The sequence below is a fragment of the Marinococcus sp. LNHM4E3-1 genome (genome assembly GCF_056034405.1).
In genome coordinates this window covers 233,144-252,462 of the sequence record NZ_JBQLID010000001.1, presented here as the reverse complement: position 1 = coordinate 252,462, position 19,319 = coordinate 233,144, and the positions used below count along the sequence as shown (strand labels likewise).

The following is a 19,319-nucleotide window of genomic DNA, read 5'->3' as shown; positions in this document are numbered from 1 at the left end:
TTATAATTTAAATTGTTAATGCAAGTTAGAAAAAGACCCGGTTTTCGGTTGCCCCCTCCACTGGTTGACGATCCTTAAAACCGGGTTCTTAAGCTTCACACCTGCATTTCTATGAGACAATCTTTTCTGCAGCCAGAGCATCCAGCATAAAAGGAGAAAGGACTTTGCCAGGCCTATGGTTTTTTCGGACAAGCGGCACAGTAGCTGCCGCAGTTGTTCACCGCATAGTTAAAACAGCACGTCCTGCGCTCCCGGAACCACCCGCCTTCTTTGTTTTTCTGAAGCTTTTGATGGAAAAGCTGTAACGGATTGTTCGTTTCTCCAAATAGTTCCCCAGGCGCTTCATAAACGAGATAATGCAGATCCTCATCCATCCGCTGAAGCTCTGAAAGAGAGGCTGATGTTCGCAGTTTCTTTTCGTACAGCGAAAATAAACGAACAGCCGTATTTTCCCATAATATCGGCATCGGCAGGCTTGAAATATGAGAAAGGAGCTTCCAGACCGGCTGCAGATGCCCGGCAAAGACCTGCTTTGTCAGCCTCGCTCGTTTCTCCTGATAACTGCCTCCCGCATGGCCGGAGGTCTCCAGTATGTGAAACTCCGGGGTCCATTTATCCCTGGAGAAATCTGTACGAAGAACGCTGTTTTCTGGAGAGAGGTCGAGCATCTTTTCGTCTATCGTTAACGCCCTAAAGGCAGGCTCAGTAACAAAACGGGCGTACCTTTTCGAAAACTGGGAAGCAGCCACCATCCTTGAGGGAGCGTTGATTGCAGTCATTACGTCTTCGAGATACGACCGAGCGGCCTCCTCTTTCATCAGCTCTGCCCCGAAAATGATTTCATTCTGAATCGGCTGCGGCGATGGTGCCATACGGCTGCCTCCCTTTTCCGTATGGTATTACCATCGGCGTATGAAATACTGGGTCTTCCGCTATATAACAATTCATGTGAAAGACATGCCTGACCATTTCTTTGGTAACAATATCGCCGGGGCGCCCCTGGGCAAACACGGATTTCCCCTGCAGTGCTACAAGATGATCGGCATACCTGCAGGCCAGATTGATATCATGCAGCACCATCACGATAGTACGTCCCTCCTGTTCATTCAGCTCATACAAAAGATCGAGAACATCGATCTGATGGGCCATATCGAGATAAGTGGTTGGCTCATCAAGCAGCAAAGTGTCCGCTCCCTGGGCCAAGGTCATTGCTATCCAGGCGCGCTGGCGCTGGCCGCCGGATAGATCATCCACCGGAGTATCACGAAAGGATGTCACTGCTGCTGCCTGCATAGCGTTTTCCATCATTTTTTCATCTTCAGGCGACCATTGTTTTAACCATGATTGATGCGGATACCGTCCCTGTTTCACAAGCTGTTCCACCGTAAGCCCCTCCGGTGCGGTGGGGCCCTGTGGGAGAATCGATAATTGTTTAGCTATGTCTTTCGTTTTTAATTTAGAAATACCCTTTCCATTTAACAGAACTGCTCCCTTTTCAGGCTGAATCAGCCTTGCCATCGTTCGCAAAAGGGTGGATTTGCCGCATCCGTTCGCGCCAATAAACACAGTAATTTCTCCTTTTGGCACACGAATGGATAAGTCCTGGAGGACGGTTTCTTTCTCGTAGGAGAAGGTTAAATTTTTCGCTTCAACAGTCATCTGCTTTACCCCCTTAAAAGTGGTTGCGGTTTTGAAACAACAAGTATAGAAAGAAAGGAGCGCCAATGGCGGCTGTGAATACGCCAGCCGGTACATTTACCGGATAAAAAACCGTACGGGCTATAAGATCCGCAGAAAAAAGCAGCAACGCCCCGGTGCAGGCAGAAGCCGGAACCAGTGCCCCGTAGGAGCGGCCGATAAGCGCTTTTGCAATGTGAGGGGCAATCAACCCAATAAAACCAATGGCCCCCGCCACGGCTACCGCCGTTCCCGCTAAAACGACGCTCAGGAAAACGACTCCCACCCTGTCCACCTGAATCCTTACTCCCAGACCAGCGGAAGTGTCATCGCCAAGCTGCTGGGCATTCAGACTCCTGGAGAAAAAAACAGCGAGTGGCAGACCCAGGATGAGAACAGGAGCGATGGTAAATATATCGCTCCATGACGCTCCATATATGCTGCCCGTTAGCCAGACATAGGCGTCTGTTGCCGTAACAGCGGAGCTTACAATAATCATGAAAGTCACTCCGGCACTCATAATGGCTGAAATTCCAATCCCTATCAAAATCAGCCGGATCGGAGAGACTCCTTTTTTCCAGGCCAGCGCGTAAATCAGCGAAGATACGAGGAGCGCTCCACTAATGGCAGCAAGGGGGATCCATTGGATACTGATCACCCCGGCACCAAACGTCATAAACGCAACGGCAGCTACAGAGGCTCCTCCAGTCACTCCAACAATATCGGGAGCGGCCAGCGGATTGCGGACTACTCCCTGCAGCAGCAGACCTGATACACCAAGCGCTCCGCCCGTCAGAAGCGCTGTCAGCGTTCGCGGCACCCGGGAGTTGTTGACGATAAATTCATTTGCACCGCTGCCATTGCCCATCATCGTTTCCACGACTGTAACGGGGCTAAGCATCGTATTTCCTAAAGACGGGCCGAGCACGCAGGCGACCAGAACCGCCAGTGCAAGCATCCCCATTCTCCACATCGCTCTCTTATGCATTTGTAACGAAAAGAAGCGGGTGCGCCATGTCGTATGCCGGTTCATAAATTTGACACCCCTCTTCTTGCGATATAGATAAAGAATGGCCCTCCGACAAGCGCTGTCATTACGCCAATCGGTACTTCCTGCGGCATGATCACAAGCCGGGCAAGCACATCAGCCGAGACGAGCAGTACTGCTCCCAGCATTGCTGAAAATGGCAGGACCCAGCGATAATCGTGACCAACAAAATACCTGGCGACATGCGGAATCACCAGCCCAATAAATCCTACCGAACCCACTACCGCGACAGAACTCCCGGCTAACAGCACGACAATAACACCAATGACTGCTTTTAACAGAATGGTTTTCTGCCCCATGCCTTTGGCAATATCGTCGCCGGTAATGAATAAATTGATTGCTCTCCCAAGAAACATCGCTGCCGCCATAGCCGCCATCATAAACGGGAGTACAGGCAGCAGCATTTCCATGGTCCTTCCGCTTACCGACCCGGCGAGCCAGAACATGACATCCTGCAGCCCTGCCTCATCAAGCACCAAAATTCCCTGCGTGTATGACTGGAATAACGCACTGATCGCCGCTCCGGCGAGCACAATTTTCACCGGCGTCAATCCGTCCCGGCCAAGTGATCCGAGAAAATAAACCACGGCTGCAGCCACCGCTGCTCCGAGAAAGGCCATGCCCATTAAAGAGACGAGCGACGATAACGATAAATACACTATACCGATGACTACAAAAAAAATAGCCCCCTGGTTGATGCCAAAAATGCTTGGGGATGCCATCGGGTTTTTGGTCAGTGCCTGCATCAGCGTACCCGCCACCGCAAGACTCGCACCTACCACTGTAGCGATAACAGCACGCGGCAGCCGGTCCGATTGCACCACAATGTGGCTCGTCGCTTCGTCGTTAAACGCTGAAAAAGATTTCCATACTTCCCCAGCTGTAATGGGCGTCTGCCCAAACAAGAGACTAGAGATAAAGGAAAGCAGAAATAAGAATAAGATCAGGAAAAGGGTCAAGTCCCTTTTCCTTTGCTGTGCTACTCGGTTCTTCATAAATGTCCACTCTTCCAAACACTGTTATTCTTCTTCAATATCAAACGTCTCATAAAGATCATCAAGCATTAAATTCGCCGCGATAATACCGCCGCCGGCATTCCATGTTTCTTCCTCCACCATGTGTACCTCGTCATTTTCAACCGCTTCAAGCTCCTGCCACAGCGGGTGAGAGGTCCATTCCTCGTAGGTTTCTTCAATTTGCTCTGTTTCTGTACCGGAATTAAAGTTAAATATCATTTCCGCGTCCGCTTCAGGAATGCTTTCCTTGGAGGTTAATTTGATGCCCCATTCATCTGTATCTTCATGGCCCTCCGGACGGTCAAATCCAGCATCCTGCAAAATACTCCCGGCAAATCCCATATAAAAAATCCGGGCATGATCCGCGCGGAAATTCGTTATGGCTACTTCAATCGGAAGCCTGTCCCCCATTTCTTCTTTGAAATGTTCGGTCCGGTCTTCGTACTCACTGAGCAGTTCATCGGCTTCTTCTTCCTTGTTTAAGACTTCTCCTGTCAGTTCGAGCGTATCCTTCCATTCGTAAACCTGATCCGTGGTAACTGTTGGTGCAATGGCAGAAAGGTCATCATATATGTCTTCGTGTCTGGATTTGTTCGCAATGATGACATCCGGATCCATTTCTGCTATTTTTTCGAGGTTCGGCTGAATTTCCTCTCCGACCGTTTCGGTTCCTTCAATATCATCGCGTAAGTATTTGTAAATCGGCTGCTGGGTCCACGATTCAACAATACCTACAGGGTCCGCGTTCAGCGCCGCCGCTGTATCATTGGCCCCCTGGTAAAGCGTAACGACTTTTTCCGGGGTTCCTTTGATCTCTGTGGTGCCCATCTCATGCTCCACCGTTCTCGTCTCTTCCTCTTCTGATGAAGCTTCACCATCTCCTGTTTCACTGCTCCCGCTTGATTCTTCTCCGCTTCCGCATGCTGTTAACACCATCGCAGCGAGAAAAACCGTAGAAATACCTGCTTTTTTCTTCACTTACGTCACTCCCTCCCTGTATTTAATTGATAATAATTATCATTATCACTAATTGTATCGTTGATAATCATTTTCATCAAGACTTTTTCGATACAAAGGAATTTTTCCTCCATCTTGGGGAGCATCGTCATACCATTGAACGCCACAGCACAACCAACCGCACACAAAGGCCTCTGGCAAAGAATGCCGGAGGCCTTTGTGTGCGGTTCATTACAGAAGCAGTCATTCCTTTGATTAGAAGTGCCTTTTAAAAATAACGCTTCCGTTCCAGAGATAAAATAAAAGACTTTGAAAATTGCTGTGCTCTCTTGCTCTAAGCGTAAACATTTTTTGCTTTTTACAGGTTCAGTACGAGCACTTTATCACGAAGCATCGAATCGATACTTCGGCCAATTCCCTGTACACCCTGACCCGAATTTTTCACTCCCAAAAACGGAAAATGATCAGGTCCGCGGGACGTCTTGCCATTCACCTGCACCGTGCCGACGTTCAGCTTGTCGGAAATAGCGAAGGCGTTCTCCAGGTTCTGAGTAAAAATACTGGCTTGAAGACCATACTCGTTACGCTTTTCCAGCATGATGGCTTCCTGTTCATTTTCAATTCTTAGAAAAGGAAGCACCGGGCCAAACTGTTCCTCCCAGGCGACTGCCATATCCTCTGTGACATGATCCAAAAGCGTCGGCCCCAGAAGATTTTTTTCCTTATCGCCCTCCAGGATGACTGCAGCCCCCTGCTCCCGGGCATCTTCAATCAGCCTGGTAACGTTATCGGCTGCCTTCTGATCAATCATCGGCGTTACGCTCGCATCTTCCCTCGAGGTGCCTACCTTCAGCCCGGACACGATTTCCTTCACTTTTTCTATCAGCTCATCCGCCACACTGTCCATAACAACAACACGCTTGATCGCCGTGCAGCGCTGACCGGAATAACTGAAGGCTCCGCTGACAATTTCTTTTGCGGCTTTATCCAAATCGGCATCTTCAAGAACAATCGCCGGGTCTTTGCCGCCAAGCTCAAGCACCACGGGAATCATTGATGCTTTTTTCGCAATATGTTTTCCGGTATCTGTTCCTCCGGTAAATGTGATCATATCTATCAGGGGATGAGTAACGATGAAATCGCCAATAACCGAACCTCGCCCCGTTACAACATTTAATACCCCTTCCGGCAAACCGGCTTTCACAAGCGCTTTTACCATTAACAATCCACTAATCGCTCCCTGCGTCGCCGGTTTGAAGACAACCGTATTACCGGTAATAAGCGCTGGAGCAATTTTAGAAGCAGCCAGGTTTACAGGGTAGTTAAATGGCGAAATGGCCAGGACGACGCCGTGTGGAACTTTCTGAACCATTGCTTTTGTCTGTTTTGTAGCGCCGGGAAAGGCATCCCCCTGAATAAAGCTTCCATGTGTTCGAAGTCCCTCTTCAGCTGTGTGGCGAATCAGCTGGGCGGTACGCTTCACTTCACTTTTTCCCGATGACAACGTCTTGCCTACTTCCTTGTGGATCATTTCCCCTATCTCATCGGTCATCTTTTCCAACTCTTCGGCCCAGCGATGAAGAAGTTCTGAACGCTCATGTCCCTCTTTTGCTTCCCACGCTTCCTGAACCTCGGCCGTTTGTTGAATCGCAGCGGCAACTTCCTCCTGACTCAAGGCAGGCACGCTTCCTACGACTTCATTATCGTCGGGAGCATAAATGTCGACAGTGTCTCCACTGTTGCTTCCGATCCATTTGTTGTTAAGCAGCGTAGCAAACACGCCCTCTGTCTGCCGTACGGTCATATTTCTCTCTCCCTCTATCTTTTTTTAACCTTTTAAAGGTTAATGTTATCTATTAAACCATAACAGTGCACTTTCAAACAAGTCTGAATTTTATAAATTATCATTTTTGAAACTAAGAAAACGATTTCAGGGAAAGGAATTTATTAATGTATTCTTAAAAATAATATAAAACCTGCAGTGCGGAAAAGAAAACAATAAGAACCCTTGTCGATAAAATGTGAATGCCTACGCCAAATAAAAGTTAGTAAACAAAAAGGCAAACCCCCGAAATTGTATGGGTTTGCCAGCAAGCTATTTCATATCAGCGCTATTACCAGAATGAAATACTCTTAAAAAAATCTCTTCTTTTATATTAGCCGATAATAACAGTTTGCTCTTTAGCCCCTCTGATAATGATTGGACGGTCACTATTTATTGCGCCTCAGCTGTTTTTGCTCTCCTGCCTACACCGGCCCACCGTATCATTGGAATTGCCAGGAGCGATAGCAGTGGTGCAGCTATAGCCAATACGGCAAAGCTCGAATAAGCTACTATGATGCCGGACAATCCTCCACCGATTGCTCCTGAAAAAGCAATCCAGACATCGACGGCTCCCTGGGTTTTCGCTCTCGTTGACAGGGATGCAGCATCAACTACAATGGTCGTGCCGCTGATTAAGCCAAAGTTCCAGCCAAGCCCGAGCAGGACAAGCGCAATCGTTATCGTTACGAGAGAATCTGCCGGCCCCAGGGCAGCCAGCACTCCTGCTGCCAAAAGGGTACCGGCGGATGCCACAGCCGTCCGTGCTCGTCCGGCCTTTTCCACCAGGGTTCCTGTTATTAATGAAGGCAGATACATGCCGGCGATATGAAAGCCGATTACCATACCCACCGCCTGCAGGGAGAAGCCGTGGTTTCCCATGTAAATTGGGGTCATGGTCATCACCGCTACCATCACAAACTGGGTGCTCACCATCACGGAAGCTCCGGCTAATACGCCCCGCCGGTCAGTCGATGCTTCCACCGGCTCCTCTTCATCGTGCAGCCGCCTGCTATTCTTTTGTTCTTCGGCCACCGCCTTTGCCACAAGGAACGGGTCAGGACGGAGAAACAGATATAGGAACCCTCCGGCTGCCAGATAGGCAGCGGCAGCCAGCATAAACGGGCCGGCCAGGGAAGGTATGCCCATTGCGCTCGCCACCTCTCCCATTGGTCCCACCAGATTTGGGCCGGCAACCGCTCCGAGAGTCGTAGAAATCATGGCCATGCTTACCGCCTTCGCCCGCTGAGTGGAGGAGGCCAAATCCGTTCCTGCATACCGGGCCTGTAAATTCGTCGCTGTGCCGGCACCGTAGATTAACAGGGCAACAAACAGCAGCCCGATCTGATTGGTAATCGCCGCCAGCACTACTCCGACGGCGCCCATCCCGCCGATCAAAAACCCGGCTGCCAGACCCGTACGCCGGCCGAGCCGCTGGGACAAGCGCCCGATCAGGAGCGCCGCTCCAGCAGAACCAAACGTAAATACGGCGGTAGGCAGTCCGGTGACGCTGTCTGTACCCATCATGTCCTGGGCCAGCAACGCCCCCACAGTGATCCCGGCTGCCAGTCCGGCTCCGCCGAATATTTGTGAGATGATTACAATGAGAAGCGTTTTTTTATACAGCCGGTGCTGCTCCTCTTCAGAATCCATATATCGCTGAATCTTTAACCTAAAGGCTTCTGCCTTCTTTCTTTTTCTTTCTCCCATAACTTCACCTATCTTTCGATCATTCCGCCAAAATTAACGACTGCAGGTTCCTATACCCATAGCGGCATCGGCAACCTATCCAGCTGCTGCACTTCCGACGTATTGATTTCTGCATAACTTTTGATTTCTTCTTAGATGTTATCTTACAATTTTATGGAAGTATATACTTGGCTTAATATATTTGTTCTTATGCCTTTGGCGGATAATTTTTATAATAAGAACCTAAGAAAACGCTGCCGAAAACAATAAAACCTATGATAAAAAAGAGAATATTCCATTCCCCGGTCCTCACTCCAGCAGCAATAAATAAAATTATGTACACGCTCAACACTATCCACGCCATACGCTTTAACACTATCTTCATGCCCCTATACTACCCCTTTCCCGGGTTGCTGTGAACGCTCATCTCCCCGATTATATCAACTGCTCATTTCGCCTATTTTAATAGCCTTCACCATAATACCATTTGAATTTTTCTCAGTTTATTACTGATTTACATTATTTACAATTGTTGAAGGTTCACTTCATTTCACCCTATCTCTTCTCTTTGCTTATTTCTAAAGCGTGATACTTTCTGCGCTCACTTGGCTATTTTTCGTGCCAACCAATGCAGTAAAAGAGAATGTCGGAGATATGTGATTGTAATTTAATGGAGGCGCATTTAAAATGCAATGTACAAGTCTATCTAATAAAGGAGCGACAGGATGAGTGGCATCAGCATAGGCGTTTACGCTGTTTGTTTTTTACTTATTGCAATCGCTGGCATCATAATGCTTATAGAATATCGAAAGCCAAAAGAAGCTCGCAGGCACAAAAAGCTAATGATCTCTATGAGTTTGCTGCTGGCAGCTTCCCTTCTTCAACTGAGTCACGGCCTTGCCACAGATCTCTAGGAAATAATAAAGATGCATAAAATTTCGCTTCAACAAAAAGAGACCAGCTCATCAGGCTGATCTCTTCGATAATTACTTCCCAAAGAACGGGAGCAATATTTCCTCTAAATAAACCTTTTAATTTCAGCGGCGAACGCTTCCGGCGCTTCCTGAGGCACCCAGTGGGCCGACTGGTTTATTCTTACCAACTCGCTGTTTGGAAGATCCCTGTCCAGCATCTCCCCCGTTTCTACCGGCTGCCACGGATCCTGGGTCCCCCATAACAGCAGCACGGGGTGTTGAATATCCGAAAGCTTATGCGTCAGCGCGGTGGTGTGGTTCGTGTTCAGGGCAGCAGCGTTGCGGACAAGGCTGACTTTGCCTTCTTCATGTAAATACGGGGCCATAATCCCTTCCAAAAAGGTATCCGTCAGCTGCTCCCGCTGGGCAAATACATCGTTATAGCCCTTCGAAAGAAAATCCTTCATATCCTGAAGGGATTTGTTTTTCCACGATGGGTGGCCCACCATCAGCATTTCTTCAATTGGCCAGGAGTCATAGGCAACGGTGTTGGAAAGGACGAGCTTATTGATTCGATCCGGTTCATCAAGCGCAAGGATCAATCCGACGCCTCCCCCGATATCATGCGCTGCCAAGTGCACCTGTTCGAGCTCCAGCTGATCCATCAGCTTTATCACCATTTTCGCCTGCACATGAAGCGAGCGGTCGAAGCGGTCCCTTTGATCCGAATAGCCGTACCCCAGCAGATCAGGAACAATCACCCGGTACTCCTCTTCAAGCTGCGGAATAACGGCCTGGTACAAGTACGACCAGGTTGGTATGCCGTGCAGCAGCACGATCGGCGGCCCGGATCCTACATCTGTATAGTTTATTTTCACTGGTTCCTCTACCACTCCTTCAAGCGTGACCGATTGCTGGCGTTGTTTAAATTCTGCTTCCGTTACTGTTCTGTTGGGCTGCATATCTTTGCCTCCTTACGAATTTTTTTGCCGGTTTCACTACGTTTCTATGAACAGATAGCTTTAGACAAACCAGCCTCCCGTAAATGTATTCTTTTGTCCCATTCCCGCGTTTGTATATGATTAAATGTAAGCCAGCTTACAGCGAAGATTCTCCTTCCGCTCCAAAAAGTTATAAATTGTTTATTCAGAAATTTTTATCACGATGATATACTTTAAAAAGATTTAAATAATTTTCTGATTATTGACTCTTCTCATTAGTTTACCGGTTTTATTACTTTCTCTGCGGGGAATTTACAACGACATATAAGGCAGCAATGGATGGAGACTACAGCCACTCCATAAGCCAGGAAAAGAGCATAATTCTTTTTCTGGCTTTTTATTTGTTTATGGAAAAAATTTCAATCTAGTCTAGTGCTATTCCCTATTCAGAAAGAAGGGACCCTTTTGGAAAAACTGCGCCTGTTTTTTATTCTGCCAGGAATCCTGCTTATTGCAGTTATGTTTGGCTGTACAAGCAAAGAAGAAACTCCTCAGACCTTAAATGCCCAGGAAACTGCTATTCAGGATGAAGATGATCTGCCGAAGAAGGATGTAGAAGAAGAACCATCTTCCCAGCCGGAGCCGCAAAGGGAAAATATATCCTCCCCTACACCTTCGGAACTGGACGCCGGAAAAATACACCAGGAGCTTCTGATAGACGACAACCTGGTCAAACTGCCTTCAAGCTTTCCCGGCCAGCGCATAAGCCAGGTCCAGGGATCAGTGGCCTCCAACAATTCAGCCACCTACAGTGTTCAGTACCATACGAGTACCGGAGAGCCTTTGGCACACGTAACAGCTGCCCAGTACATGGGAATCCAGGAAGCTTCCAATGAAATTGAAGCTTTTCGTGAAGGCAAAACTGTCAATCCATCCCGGCCAGGGGTAAAGGAGTTTCGGCACGGATTGCCCGGACATGCGCAGGAAGGCGCAGACCAGTACCATTACAGCGGGCAGCAGGATCAGTGGCTGTTGAGCCTCTCTTCCTCATCTTCGGAAAATCTCAATCAGAAAGCTGTTCTTGTTCAAATATCAGAATATCTCAAGCATCACCCTCTCCCCGCATCTGCCAGACAGGGGGTCGTCGACATTTATTACGCCCCGGCCAGTGAGGATGTGACCGTGGATATCCGCTGGCAGGAAGGAGAAATGGTCTATGCGGTGCGGACCAGTCTTCCGCCGGTGGAAGCCTTAAAGATTACAAATTCCATGAACTAAAAAATACTTCCTTATTTATTCAGACGTTCGTTAAACAAGAAAAGCTCTCCTGCGATTTTAGCAGGAGAGCTTCGTTATTTATTATGCCTTCGACCGGTAGCTCGTATTGTGGTCCTGAAGGGTTTCATCTTGACCGAACAGGAAGTGCTTTTCCATATTCGGGGAGTACTCTGAGCTGATGGTCTGCAGGCCTGCTGCTTCAGCTACTGAACGGAGCATAGCCGGGGAAGCACCGCAGCACAGCCCGATGTAATTCACACCGCCATCTGTCGCTTCCTTCGCCCATTCGGCCAGTTCGTACCGGTTATGGTAGAGCGGCTCGAGCGCAGTAGGAAAGGTTGTTTCAAGAGGTGTATGACAGCTGCATCCAGAATCCGGCAGATTAAAAAAGGTCGGGTGCTCCTCTGTGGTCCGGTAAGGGACCGGAAGACCGGCTATATACCCCTGAACTGATTCCCGGATCTTTTCTAGATACGGCTGCATCGTGTTCGGACCGCGGAAGCAGTTCATGCCAACGACCAAAGCGCCGCTTTCCGATAAAATGCGGCAGGATTCCTCCACTGAGTATCCGTCCCGCAGGATGTTTTCGCCCATTAATCCAAGTGTAATAACGGCTGGGAGACCCTGCTTTTGAATCTCTTCAAGAGCGATCAGCGCTTCCTCGTGATAATAGAAGGTTTCCCCTTTAATGTAGTCGACGCCTTCCTCGCTGCACCAGCCGATCATTTCTGCAAACATCTGGCGGACAGCGGTTTTGGAATCTTCATCATCCGGGTTGAAAATATTGGTATTGGAAATATTGCCCGCCACCAGTGCCTCTTCCTCCGGGTGCTCCTGGGCCACTTCCTTCGCCAGACGGATCGCCTGACGGTTCAGCGGCTCCAAGAGATCCTCTTTTCCGATGATGCGCATTTTCTCCCGGTGGGCGTTATACGTAAACGCCAGTATGACATCCGAACCGGCACGCATGAAATCCCGGTACGTCTGTTTTAAGGCTTCGGGGTTTTCCAGCGCAACCTCCGGCACAAAAGTGCCTGCCTGTAAATATCCCCGACGCTCGAGTTCAAATAAGTATCCTTCTCCGGCGATGACCGGTCCCTGCTCTAAACGCTCCTGTAAGCTTCGCTTCATTCATTCTCCACCCTTTTCTCTTCCTATTGAATAATCCCAACTGCTCTCCCTCTGGCAACCGCTTTTTTTGTATTTTCAGTCATTTATACGAAAACCACGTCCGTATATTCCATAGAGATAAATCTAATATACGCAGTCCGCTTTTTTCATGTCAACCGGATATGAAAAACTTTTTTATTGTTAACCCATTTTAAATTTAAGTTTACAATAAAAGCCAGGTTCTATATACTAGTGGAAAAAAGGAGGAAGTTCATGATTCAGTCACGTGTCCACGGATTCGTCTTAGCTTCGTTATTCGCAGCTTTGATGATGATTGGGGCCAATATTACATCCATCGCCCCCATCCTTGTAATTGGCGGCGTACCGATTACACTTCAAACGACAGTCTGCATTTTAGCCGGCCTACTGCTCGGAAAAAAATATGCCCCGCTAGCCATGACCCTTTATCTGCTCATCGGCCTTGCCGGCATGCCGGTATTTTCCCGATGGTCGGGAGGGCTTGATGCTGTCATTTCCCCGACGTTCGGCTTTTTACTTTCTTATGTTCTCGTGGCTTACGTCACAGGTGCCCTTTCTGGACATAGGCGTTCATTTGCAGCGTTTGGTCTGGCGTCCCTCACAGGCACAGCTGTTAACTATGTGATTGGAACTAACTGGATGTATATGGCGTATGAATGGTGGTTTGCCGCTCCAGGAGGCTTCTCTTACACAACAGTCTGGCTGTGGATGCTCGCACCGATGCCTAAGGATATTCTTTTAGCCGTCGGAGCTGCCTGGTTTGCACTCCGCCTGCTGCGTATTTTGAAAAAAACAGAGCGAGGAACAAATTCAACTAAAGGAGTTGCATAGTTTATGGGAACATTCTGGATTGATCGTGCCAAAGAGATACAAAAAGGAAAAGATTTAACAAAAGAGGAGGCCATGTCGTTTTTAGAGGAGCCTCGTCAACACCTGCTCGAACAGCTCGAAGCAGCCTACCTGCTCCGGTTTCATTACTATCAAAATCAGGTCAAACTAAACATGCTCATTAATACAAAATCCGGCCTGTGTTCGGAAAACTGCGGATACTGCGCCCAGTCTATTGATTCCAAAGCTGTAATTTCCAAATATCGCATGATGCCTTCTGAAGAGATCATCCAGGGAGCGCGGGAAGCGGAAAAGCGTGGAGCCGGTACTTATTGTATTGTAGCCAGCGGTCGGGGCCCTTCGGAAAAAGAGCTGCAGACCGTAGAGGAAGCAGTGGAAAAAATCAAAGCCACGAGCCAGTTAAAGGTATGCGCCTGCCTGGGGATTTTAAAGGAAGGCCAGGGCGATCGGCTGAAAGCAGCAGGCGTCGACCGCTACAACCATAACGTCAATTCTTCGGAGCGATTTCACGATAACATTGTTACCACCCATACATACGACCACCGGATCGAAACGGTGAACGAAGCCAGACAGGCAGGTATCTCTCCCTGTTCAGGGCTAATCGCCGGCATGGGGGAAAGCCATGAGGATATTATCGATGTATTGTTTGCGTTAAAAGATATCGGGGCTGATTCTGTACCAATTAATTTTCTTCATGCGATCGAGGGTACAGCCTTTGAGGATCAGCAGGGGCTTCGGCCGGAGCATTGCCTCCGTATTTTAGCCCTTGCCAGAATGATTCTTCCTTCGAAAGAAATCCGTGTGGCCGGTGGACGCGAAGAAAATTTAAAAAGCATGCAGCCGCTGGTATTGTATGCGGCAAACTCTATTTTTCTCGGCGACTATCTGACTACGCCTGGACAGGCCTGGCGAAAGGATCTTCAAATGATTGAAGAAGCAGGATTCGAAGTCGAAGAAAATGCGTTCAACCAGAGTGCTGAAATGTATTCGGGGGGATAGTATGGCTGCGAGTAGAAAACGACCGCCTTTCTTTATAATTACGAAGGCTTTAAATAAAAATCGGCCGGCATAAGCCGGATACCAGCCGGGACTCGTGCCAACCAATTATTTGCATGAAAATCAAGGAGGTAGCTCGACTCCCCCCGTTTTTACAGGTATTATCTTCTTCCCTATTGCTTGAGGACCTTATACCAGATTTCAACCTGCTGGGCAGTCTCAACGGTCCGCAGTTTTTCCAAATGAATTTCATGCTCCTCCAGATGCTCGAATAACCGCAGACCCCGGCCAAGCAGTACGGGAGCGAACGCGACCTGCAGTTCGTCAGCCAGGTTCGCTTTTAACAGCTGCTGGCCTACGTCTGCCCCGAGTACTACCACATTCTTCTGACCGGCTGCTTCTCTTGCCTGTTGAATCGCGCTTTCAATTCCATCTGTTACGAAGGTGATGGTAAGATTCTCATTTTCCTTTGGATGCTTGGCAGGTGGATGATGGGTCAATACAAACAGCGGTACTTGAAATTCGTAGTCCGCCGCATAGGCGTCAGGGTCTTCGCTTTCATCAAAGCTGTTTCTCCCCATCACTACCGCACCCGTTTTAGCCATCTCAGCCTGAATCACTTCATCAGGCTCAAAGCTGGCATAAAGCTTTTCCATCTTTCCGTACCGGTCATTGACGTACCCATCCAGCGATAAAATCATTCCCAAGCATACTTTTGCCATCTCTGTCCCCCGCTTCTTTTTTCATTGAAGCATCCAAAAGCCGTTTCTATCCCGGGTACATAATACCTGCTTGTTTACCATTGTTTAAATGCCCAAGATCGGCAACGAAGAAGGTGCATCTGACAGGCCGGAGCGCCGGGGCTCCCTTACCCGTAAGCCGTCAGCTGTTTTGCACCACATGCACCTCGCAGTCAGCCTTCCGGCGGATAGCTTGAGAGGTGTGGCCAAATATCAGGCGTTCGAACCACTTACCGCCGCTCTGGCCTATAACAATAAGATCCGCCTGATAGCGTTTGGCTAAATCAGTCGCTAAACGTTTTTTGGGCGTACCTGTTTCCATCACCGTTTCCACCTGCTCAATCCCGTGGGCCCACGCAGCCTCCTGACAAGCTTCAAGATACAGGGAAGCCTTCGTCTGCAGCCGCTCGATTCCCTTGGGGTCCATGCGTTCCAGTGTCGAGTAGCTCTTCTGGTCGAATACGAAAGCGATAATTAACTCAGCTTCGTGCTCGGCCGCCATTTTCTTTGCCTCATCGAACACCGTGTAGGTAGGAATCTCGACAGCATCAATTCCTACTAAAATTCGTTGGTATTTGCTCATATTTTGCCTCCTTACTCTTAAAAGATGATCATGGCCTTCTATATCCCCTGTCCACTAATGAAGAAAGCATCCTTCTTGTTGAACCGCCGGCTCATGCGTCCTGAACCGTTCTTTGCAATTAAGATGGTATTTCACCATTCCCCCATTCCATGCGTTTTTAACCTTGTTTAACAGAAAGCCTCTGCTCTATAAAAAAACGGATTTTCTCTTATTTTAATGAGATATTGCTTTCAGAAGTTTATCGTACATTTACAAAGTAAGGATATTCCTTGAGAGAGGGGCAACTGGAAAATTGTAAGAAAAGCATAACGTGTTTTCGTTTCAGCCTGGCGGCACGTTTCCATCAAGGCAATCAATACCCGCAGATCAACATAAACTAAATCAATGCCGGCAATTGATATCGTTAAATTCCCCCTGCAGCACGACCCCCTTTTAGGATGAAGTCTAAAACGTCCAGCAGGGACAATTCCCGCTTTTGAAGACTAGTACTGGGTCTTGGTCTCACTCCTGCTTATCAGTCCGGAAAAACGAGAAGAGTACCGAAAAATTGATGGCGGGGTTACCGCCTCCAATTAGAGCTTGAATAAGTAGTTAAGAATAACAAAATAATTGCACTTCCCTCTCTTAGTCATTTCAGCGTTAACAAGAATACAAAAAGGCGTACCAATATGGTCCGCATGACGAACAGCCGTCCTAGACGATTTCTTACATCGCCTGGGCGGCTGTTTTATGACTTGGATCGATAGAACAAGAAAATTATCCCTCCCTGGTACCCTTTTTTATACTATGCCACTTTGATGTACGTACTTACTAATATGTCGGGTATTAATTATAATAGCATTAGACAAAATAAAAAAAGGTGGCCTTTACGTTATGGAACAATATCGCATTCATCCGGAGAACGGATTGGAATTTGGCATTTATACCCTGGGAGATCATCTGCCCGATCCGCATACAGGAGAGAGAATATCAGCCCAGGACCGGATTCATGAATTAATCGAATACGCGGAGCTTGCTGAACAGGCGGGCCTGGATTTCTTCAGCGTCGGGGAAAGCCATCAGGAATATTTTGCCACGCAGGCCCACGCGGTGGTTCTTTCAGCTATTGCCCAGGCGACAAATAAAATAAAAATTGGCAGCTCTTCCACGATCATCAGCACCTCTGACCCTGTCCGGGTGTACGAAAATTTCGCAACAATTGACCTCATTTCCAAAGGACGCACAGAGCTCGTAGCAGGACGCGCCTCCCGGATCGGATTGTTTGACCTGCTTGGTTATAATGTCCGCGACTATGAGGCGCTGTATGAGGAAAAATTTGATCTGCTCCGCCAGATTAATGAACAGGAAACGATAAACTGGGAGGGGGAATTCCGGGCTTCCTTAAAAAATGCCCAGGTGCTCCCCCGCCCTGTGGAAGGATCGCTTCCCATCTGGCGTGCCGTCGGCGGAACGCCGGCCAGCGCAATGAAAGCGGGCTATGCCGGAGTGCCGATGTTTATGGCTCATTTAGGCGGATCGTCAGACCGTTTTAAACAAACCGTTGATGCCTACAGGGATGCCGCCCGGGCCGGCGGCCATGATCCGGCCCAGCTTCCGGTCGCCACAGCCGGCTTCTTTTACGCAGCCGAAACGACCCAGCAGGCGCTGAAGGACCTGTACCCCCATATTAATGAAGGTATGAAACGCACCAACGGCGGCGGCTTTCCGAAGCAGCTGTTTGCCCAGGGCGCCGAGCCTCATAATATTATGAACACGGGCAGCCCCCAGGAAATTATTGAAAAAATCCTGCACCAGCATGAAGTATTCGGGCATCAGCGCTACATTGCACAGATTGATTTCGGCGGGATGCCGATGGATAAAATCAGAAAAAATATCGAATTGATCGGGGACACCATTCTGCCGGCTGTTAAAAAATATACGGCAAAAAAATAAGGAGCGTACCTAATGAGACTCATTGGCTTATCCGGTTCACAGGTCGGTTCGAAAACAAGAACGGCCATGGACGAAGCAATTAAAAAAGTAAATGCAAAATACCCTGAGATAGAAACAGGAATCATTGATCTGGCGGAATACGACATGCAGTTCAGCGATGGTCGCCATTACCTGGATTACGAAGGAGACACCGGCTATGTCACCCAGCAGCTGATGGAAGCAGATGCTATTATTATCGGCATGCCGATCTTCCAGGCGTCTATTCCGGGAGCGTTAAAAAACGTATTCGATCTGCTTCCAGTCGATGCCTTTCGTGATAAAACAATAAGCATGCTCGTCACTGCCGGATCGCCGAAGCATTATTTAGTTGCCGATTTGCAGCTTAAGCCGATTTTATCCTATATGAAGGCTCAAATCGTTCAGACGTATGTATTCATTGAAGAAAAAGACTTTCACCAGAAAGAAATTATTAATACTGATGTAATGGCCCGGCTGGACCGCCTCGCAGAAGATACCGTGGTACTTTCGCAGACCTTTGAACAAATACGGGAAAATCAATATGACTTTTAACAGACTGTAACGAAAAAAATAAACTAAAACCCGAACCATGGACACGAAAGAAATAGCGTGCATGATTCGGGTTTTTTCTTTATACTTCCATCGGGTTAGACAGTAATTGGCCCAAACACGATCAACTTCTAAACGGCACCATTTGTTCTAGCGCTTTTTTGACATCCCGGTACATCTTAACATCCTTCATTGCCTCCCCGTGTTCGACCGCCGATTGAGCCATTTCCGGACGAATGCCTGTCAGGACAGGACGAACTCCCAGAAGCTGCAGTGTCCTCGTAATCGAAAATAATCGAGGAGCCACCTCATCATCAAGTTTGTGGGTGCCTGAAAAATCAAGAATCAGAATATCAACGCTGTTTTCCGCTACTTCCGGCAGAACGCTCTCAATAATATGATCAGTGCGCTCCTTACTTAAAGACCCTACTATAGGTAATACTGATATGCCTTCTTTTACCGGTACTACGGGGGCTGAAAGCAGTAAAAGCTCTTCTTTCAGCTGTTGGAGGTCTAATTGGTATTGGTTATTAAAATGGGTCGTGGAGTTTTTCATAGCCTGGTCAAAAATGTCACTCATCCGGTGCATGAAGTAAAAAGCGTCTTTCAGGGATCCGACCCCGTATGCTTGAAATGTCTCCTCAATCTCTTCAATGGCATGCAGACGAAATTGTGACAGCAGCATAATAATAGCATCCAGATCATATCCCTGTTCACTTAATACGTTTGCCGGGTCATAATCCAGATTGACCGCTGCCGTCGACTGGTGGTCGTCCAGCTCCTCCTTGATCGTCATGAACAAATTATAAAGCAGATCCTGGTGCAGATCATCTTCCCGGGGGGAGAGCGGGTTTTGGAGTTCTTCGGATGTACGGCTGACAATCCGGTGAACGACGTAATCAAGGTGAGTAAAAAAGTGTTTATATAGTTCTGTATCGATATTAGCCATAAGCATCCCTCTTTTTTCCATTTCTTCTTTTATTATTAACAATATCAAGGTAGATTAAACCTACTCCCTGCTATTACCCTTGATTCGCAAATGATAGCCGAAAAAGACCTTCAAGACATACGGATGGGTTTATATATACATTTATGCATTAACAAAATGATACATTTATATACTAACTTTCACTAACCCGGGCGGTATTTTGCCGTTTCACA

The 19,319-nt window shown here is 48.0% G+C and carries 18 protein-coding genes; 5 read left to right on the top strand and 13 right to left on the bottom strand.

Annotated features, from left to right (window positions below; all coding sequences use genetic code 11):
- Nucleotides 1–173 precede the first annotated feature (173 nt).
- From ACTRXI_RS01175 to ACTRXI_RS01140, 8 genes are all read right to left on the bottom strand, one after another.
- Nucleotides 174–872, bottom strand: a complete 699-nt coding sequence (locus tag ACTRXI_RS01175; RefSeq protein ID WP_474260647.1) for an IucA/IucC family C-terminal-domain containing protein — start codon at nt 870–872, stop codon at nt 174–176.
- The gene (locus ACTRXI_RS01170; protein ID WP_474260646.1) at nt 841–1,659 is read right to left on the bottom strand and encodes an ABC transporter ATP-binding protein; all 819 of its coding nucleotides are present in this window, start codon (nt 1,657–1,659) and stop codon (nt 841–843) included. Before ACTRXI_RS01170 ends, ACTRXI_RS01175 begins: the two co-directional genes overlap by 32 nt.
- A 13-nt stretch (nt 1,660–1,672) precedes the next feature.
- Nucleotides 1,673–2,710 carry a FecCD family ABC transporter permease gene (locus ACTRXI_RS01165; RefSeq protein ID WP_474260645.1) on the bottom strand — a complete coding sequence of 346 codons (1,038 nt, stop codon included), beginning with the start codon at nt 2,708–2,710 and terminating at the stop codon, nt 1,673–1,675.
- Nucleotides 2,707–3,720, bottom strand: coding sequence for a FecCD family ABC transporter permease (locus ACTRXI_RS01160; protein WP_474260644.1), 1,014 nt, complete (start codon nt 3,718–3,720; stop codon nt 2,707–2,709). Before ACTRXI_RS01160 ends, ACTRXI_RS01165 begins: the two co-directional genes overlap by 4 nt.
- A 24-nt stretch (nt 3,721–3,744) precedes the next feature.
- Nucleotides 3,745–4,719 carry an ABC transporter substrate-binding protein gene (locus ACTRXI_RS01155; RefSeq protein ID WP_474260643.1) on the bottom strand — a complete coding sequence of 325 codons (975 nt, stop codon included), beginning with the start codon at nt 4,717–4,719 and terminating at the stop codon, nt 3,745–3,747.
- A gap of 337 nt (nt 4,720–5,056) precedes the next feature.
- On the bottom strand, nt 5,057–6,502 hold the full coding sequence (locus ACTRXI_RS01150; RefSeq protein WP_474260642.1) for an NADP-dependent glyceraldehyde-3-phosphate dehydrogenase: 1,446 nt from the start codon (nt 6,500–6,502) through the stop codon (nt 5,057–5,059).
- Between the two features lie 411 nt (nt 6,503–6,913).
- Entirely contained in the window at nt 6,914–8,230 is a 1,317-nt protein-coding gene (locus ACTRXI_RS01145; RefSeq protein ID WP_474260641.1) for an MFS transporter, read from the bottom strand.
- A 997-nt stretch (nt 8,231–9,227) separates the two neighbouring features.
- Nucleotides 9,228–10,085 (bottom strand): alpha/beta fold hydrolase, encoded by an 858-nt coding sequence (locus tag ACTRXI_RS01140; RefSeq protein WP_474260640.1) that lies wholly within the window; start codon nt 10,083–10,085, stop codon nt 9,228–9,230.
- Between the two features lie 444 nt (nt 10,086–10,529).
- Between ACTRXI_RS01140 and ACTRXI_RS01135 the strand changes: the two genes are divergently transcribed.
- Nucleotides 10,530–11,342: a hypothetical protein gene (locus ACTRXI_RS01135; RefSeq protein ID WP_474260639.1), complete on the top strand. Its 813-nt coding sequence runs from the start codon at nt 10,530–10,532 to the stop codon at nt 11,340–11,342.
- Between the two features lie 81 nt (nt 11,343–11,423).
- On the opposite strand, the gene ACTRXI_RS01130 is transcribed toward ACTRXI_RS01135, so the two are convergent.
- Nucleotides 11,424–12,473 (bottom strand): homocysteine S-methyltransferase family protein, encoded by a 1,050-nt coding sequence (locus ACTRXI_RS01130; protein WP_474260638.1) that lies wholly within the window; start codon nt 12,471–12,473, stop codon nt 11,424–11,426.
- 252 nt (nt 12,474–12,725) lie between these two features.
- Between ACTRXI_RS01130 and ACTRXI_RS01125 the strand changes: the two genes are divergently transcribed.
- Nucleotides 12,726–13,322, top strand: a complete 597-nt coding sequence (locus ACTRXI_RS01125) for a biotin transporter BioY (RefSeq protein WP_474260637.1) — start codon at nt 12,726–12,728, stop codon at nt 13,320–13,322.
- A 3-nt stretch (nt 13,323–13,325) separates the two neighbouring features.
- On the top strand, nt 13,326–14,339 hold the full coding sequence (gene bioB, locus ACTRXI_RS01120; RefSeq protein WP_474260636.1) for a biotin synthase BioB: 1,014 nt from the start codon (nt 13,326–13,328) through the stop codon (nt 14,337–14,339).
- A 170-nt stretch (nt 14,340–14,509) separates the two neighbouring features.
- Here bioB and ACTRXI_RS01115 read toward each other — a convergent pair whose 3' ends face one another.
- From ACTRXI_RS01115 to gvpJ, 3 genes are all read right to left on the bottom strand, one after another.
- Complete coding sequence (locus tag ACTRXI_RS01115; RefSeq protein WP_474260635.1) at nt 14,510–15,058, bottom strand: dihydrofolate reductase family protein; 549 nt, start codon at nt 15,056–15,058, stop codon at nt 14,510–14,512.
- A gap of 160 nt (nt 15,059–15,218) precedes the next feature.
- Nucleotides 15,219–15,659, bottom strand: coding sequence for a universal stress protein (locus tag ACTRXI_RS01110; protein WP_474260634.1), 441 nt, complete (start codon nt 15,657–15,659; stop codon nt 15,219–15,221).
- A 230-nt stretch (nt 15,660–15,889) separates the two neighbouring features.
- Nucleotides 15,890–16,126: a gas vesicle protein GvpJ gene (gene gvpJ, locus ACTRXI_RS01105; protein ID WP_474260834.1), complete on the bottom strand. Its 237-nt coding sequence runs from the start codon at nt 16,124–16,126 to the stop codon at nt 15,890–15,892.
- 406 nt (nt 16,127–16,532) lie between these two features.
- Here gvpJ and ACTRXI_RS01100 point away from each other — a divergent pair, with 406 nt between their 5' ends.
- Together ACTRXI_RS01100 and ACTRXI_RS01095 are read left to right on the top strand one after the other, a co-directional pair.
- Nucleotides 16,533–17,591: an LLM class flavin-dependent oxidoreductase gene (locus tag ACTRXI_RS01100; protein WP_474260633.1), complete on the top strand. Its 1,059-nt coding sequence runs from the start codon at nt 16,533–16,535 to the stop codon at nt 17,589–17,591.
- A gap of 12 nt (nt 17,592–17,603) precedes the next feature.
- Nucleotides 17,604–18,161 carry an NADPH-dependent FMN reductase gene (locus ACTRXI_RS01095; RefSeq protein WP_474260632.1) on the top strand — a complete coding sequence of 186 codons (558 nt, stop codon included), beginning with the start codon at nt 17,604–17,606 and terminating at the stop codon, nt 18,159–18,161.
- A gap of 121 nt (nt 18,162–18,282) precedes the next feature.
- On the opposite strand, the gene ACTRXI_RS01090 is transcribed toward ACTRXI_RS01095, so the two are convergent.
- Nucleotides 18,283–19,107: an STAS domain-containing protein gene (locus ACTRXI_RS01090; RefSeq protein ID WP_474260631.1), complete on the bottom strand. Its 825-nt coding sequence runs from the start codon at nt 19,105–19,107 to the stop codon at nt 18,283–18,285.
- Nucleotides 19,108–19,319: the final 212 nt, after the last annotated feature.

Coding starts and splice junctions, on each gene's coding strand:
- ACTRXI_RS01175 (WP_474260647.1), bottom strand. CDS start 872: ATGGCACCATCGCCGCAGCCGATTCAGAATGAAATCATTTTCGGGGCA.
- ACTRXI_RS01170 (WP_474260646.1), bottom strand. CDS start 1,659: ATGACTGTTGAAGCGAAAAATTTAACCTTCTCCTACGAGAAAGAAACC.
- ACTRXI_RS01165 (WP_474260645.1), bottom strand. CDS start 2,710: ATGAACCGGCATACGACATGGCGCACCCGCTTCTTTTCGTTACAAATG.
- ACTRXI_RS01160 (WP_474260644.1), bottom strand. CDS start 3,720: ATGAAGAACCGAGTAGCACAGCAAAGGAAAAGGGACTTGACCCTTTTC.
- ACTRXI_RS01150 (WP_474260642.1), bottom strand. CDS start 6,502: ATGACCGTACGGCAGACAGAGGGCGTGTTTGCTACGCTGCTTAACAAC.
- ACTRXI_RS01145 (WP_474260641.1), bottom strand. CDS start 8,230: ATGGGAGAAAGAAAAAGAAAGAAGGCAGAAGCCTTTAGGTTAAAGATT.
- ACTRXI_RS01140 (WP_474260640.1), bottom strand. CDS start 10,085: ATGCAGCCCAACAGAACAGTAACGGAAGCAGAATTTAAACAACGCCAG.
- ACTRXI_RS01130 (WP_474260638.1), bottom strand. CDS start 12,473: ATGAAGCGAAGCTTACAGGAGCGTTTAGAGCAGGGACCGGTCATCGCC.
- ACTRXI_RS01125 (WP_474260637.1), top strand. CDS start 12,726: ATGATTCAGTCACGTGTCCACGGATTCGTCTTAGCTTCGTTATTCGCA.
- bioB (WP_474260636.1), top strand. CDS start 13,326: ATGGGAACATTCTGGATTGATCGTGCCAAAGAGATACAAAAAGGAAAA.
- ACTRXI_RS01115 (WP_474260635.1), bottom strand. CDS start 15,058: ATGGCAAAAGTATGCTTGGGAATGATTTTATCGCTGGATGGGTACGTC.
- ACTRXI_RS01110 (WP_474260634.1), bottom strand. CDS start 15,659: ATGAGCAAATACCAACGAATTTTAGTAGGAATTGATGCTGTCGAGATT.
- ACTRXI_RS01100 (WP_474260633.1), top strand. CDS start 16,533: ATGGAACAATATCGCATTCATCCGGAGAACGGATTGGAATTTGGCATT.
- ACTRXI_RS01095 (WP_474260632.1), top strand. CDS start 17,604: ATGAGACTCATTGGCTTATCCGGTTCACAGGTCGGTTCGAAAACAAGA.
- ACTRXI_RS01090 (WP_474260631.1), bottom strand. CDS start 19,107: ATGGCTAATATCGATACAGAACTATATAAACACTTTTTTACTCACCTT.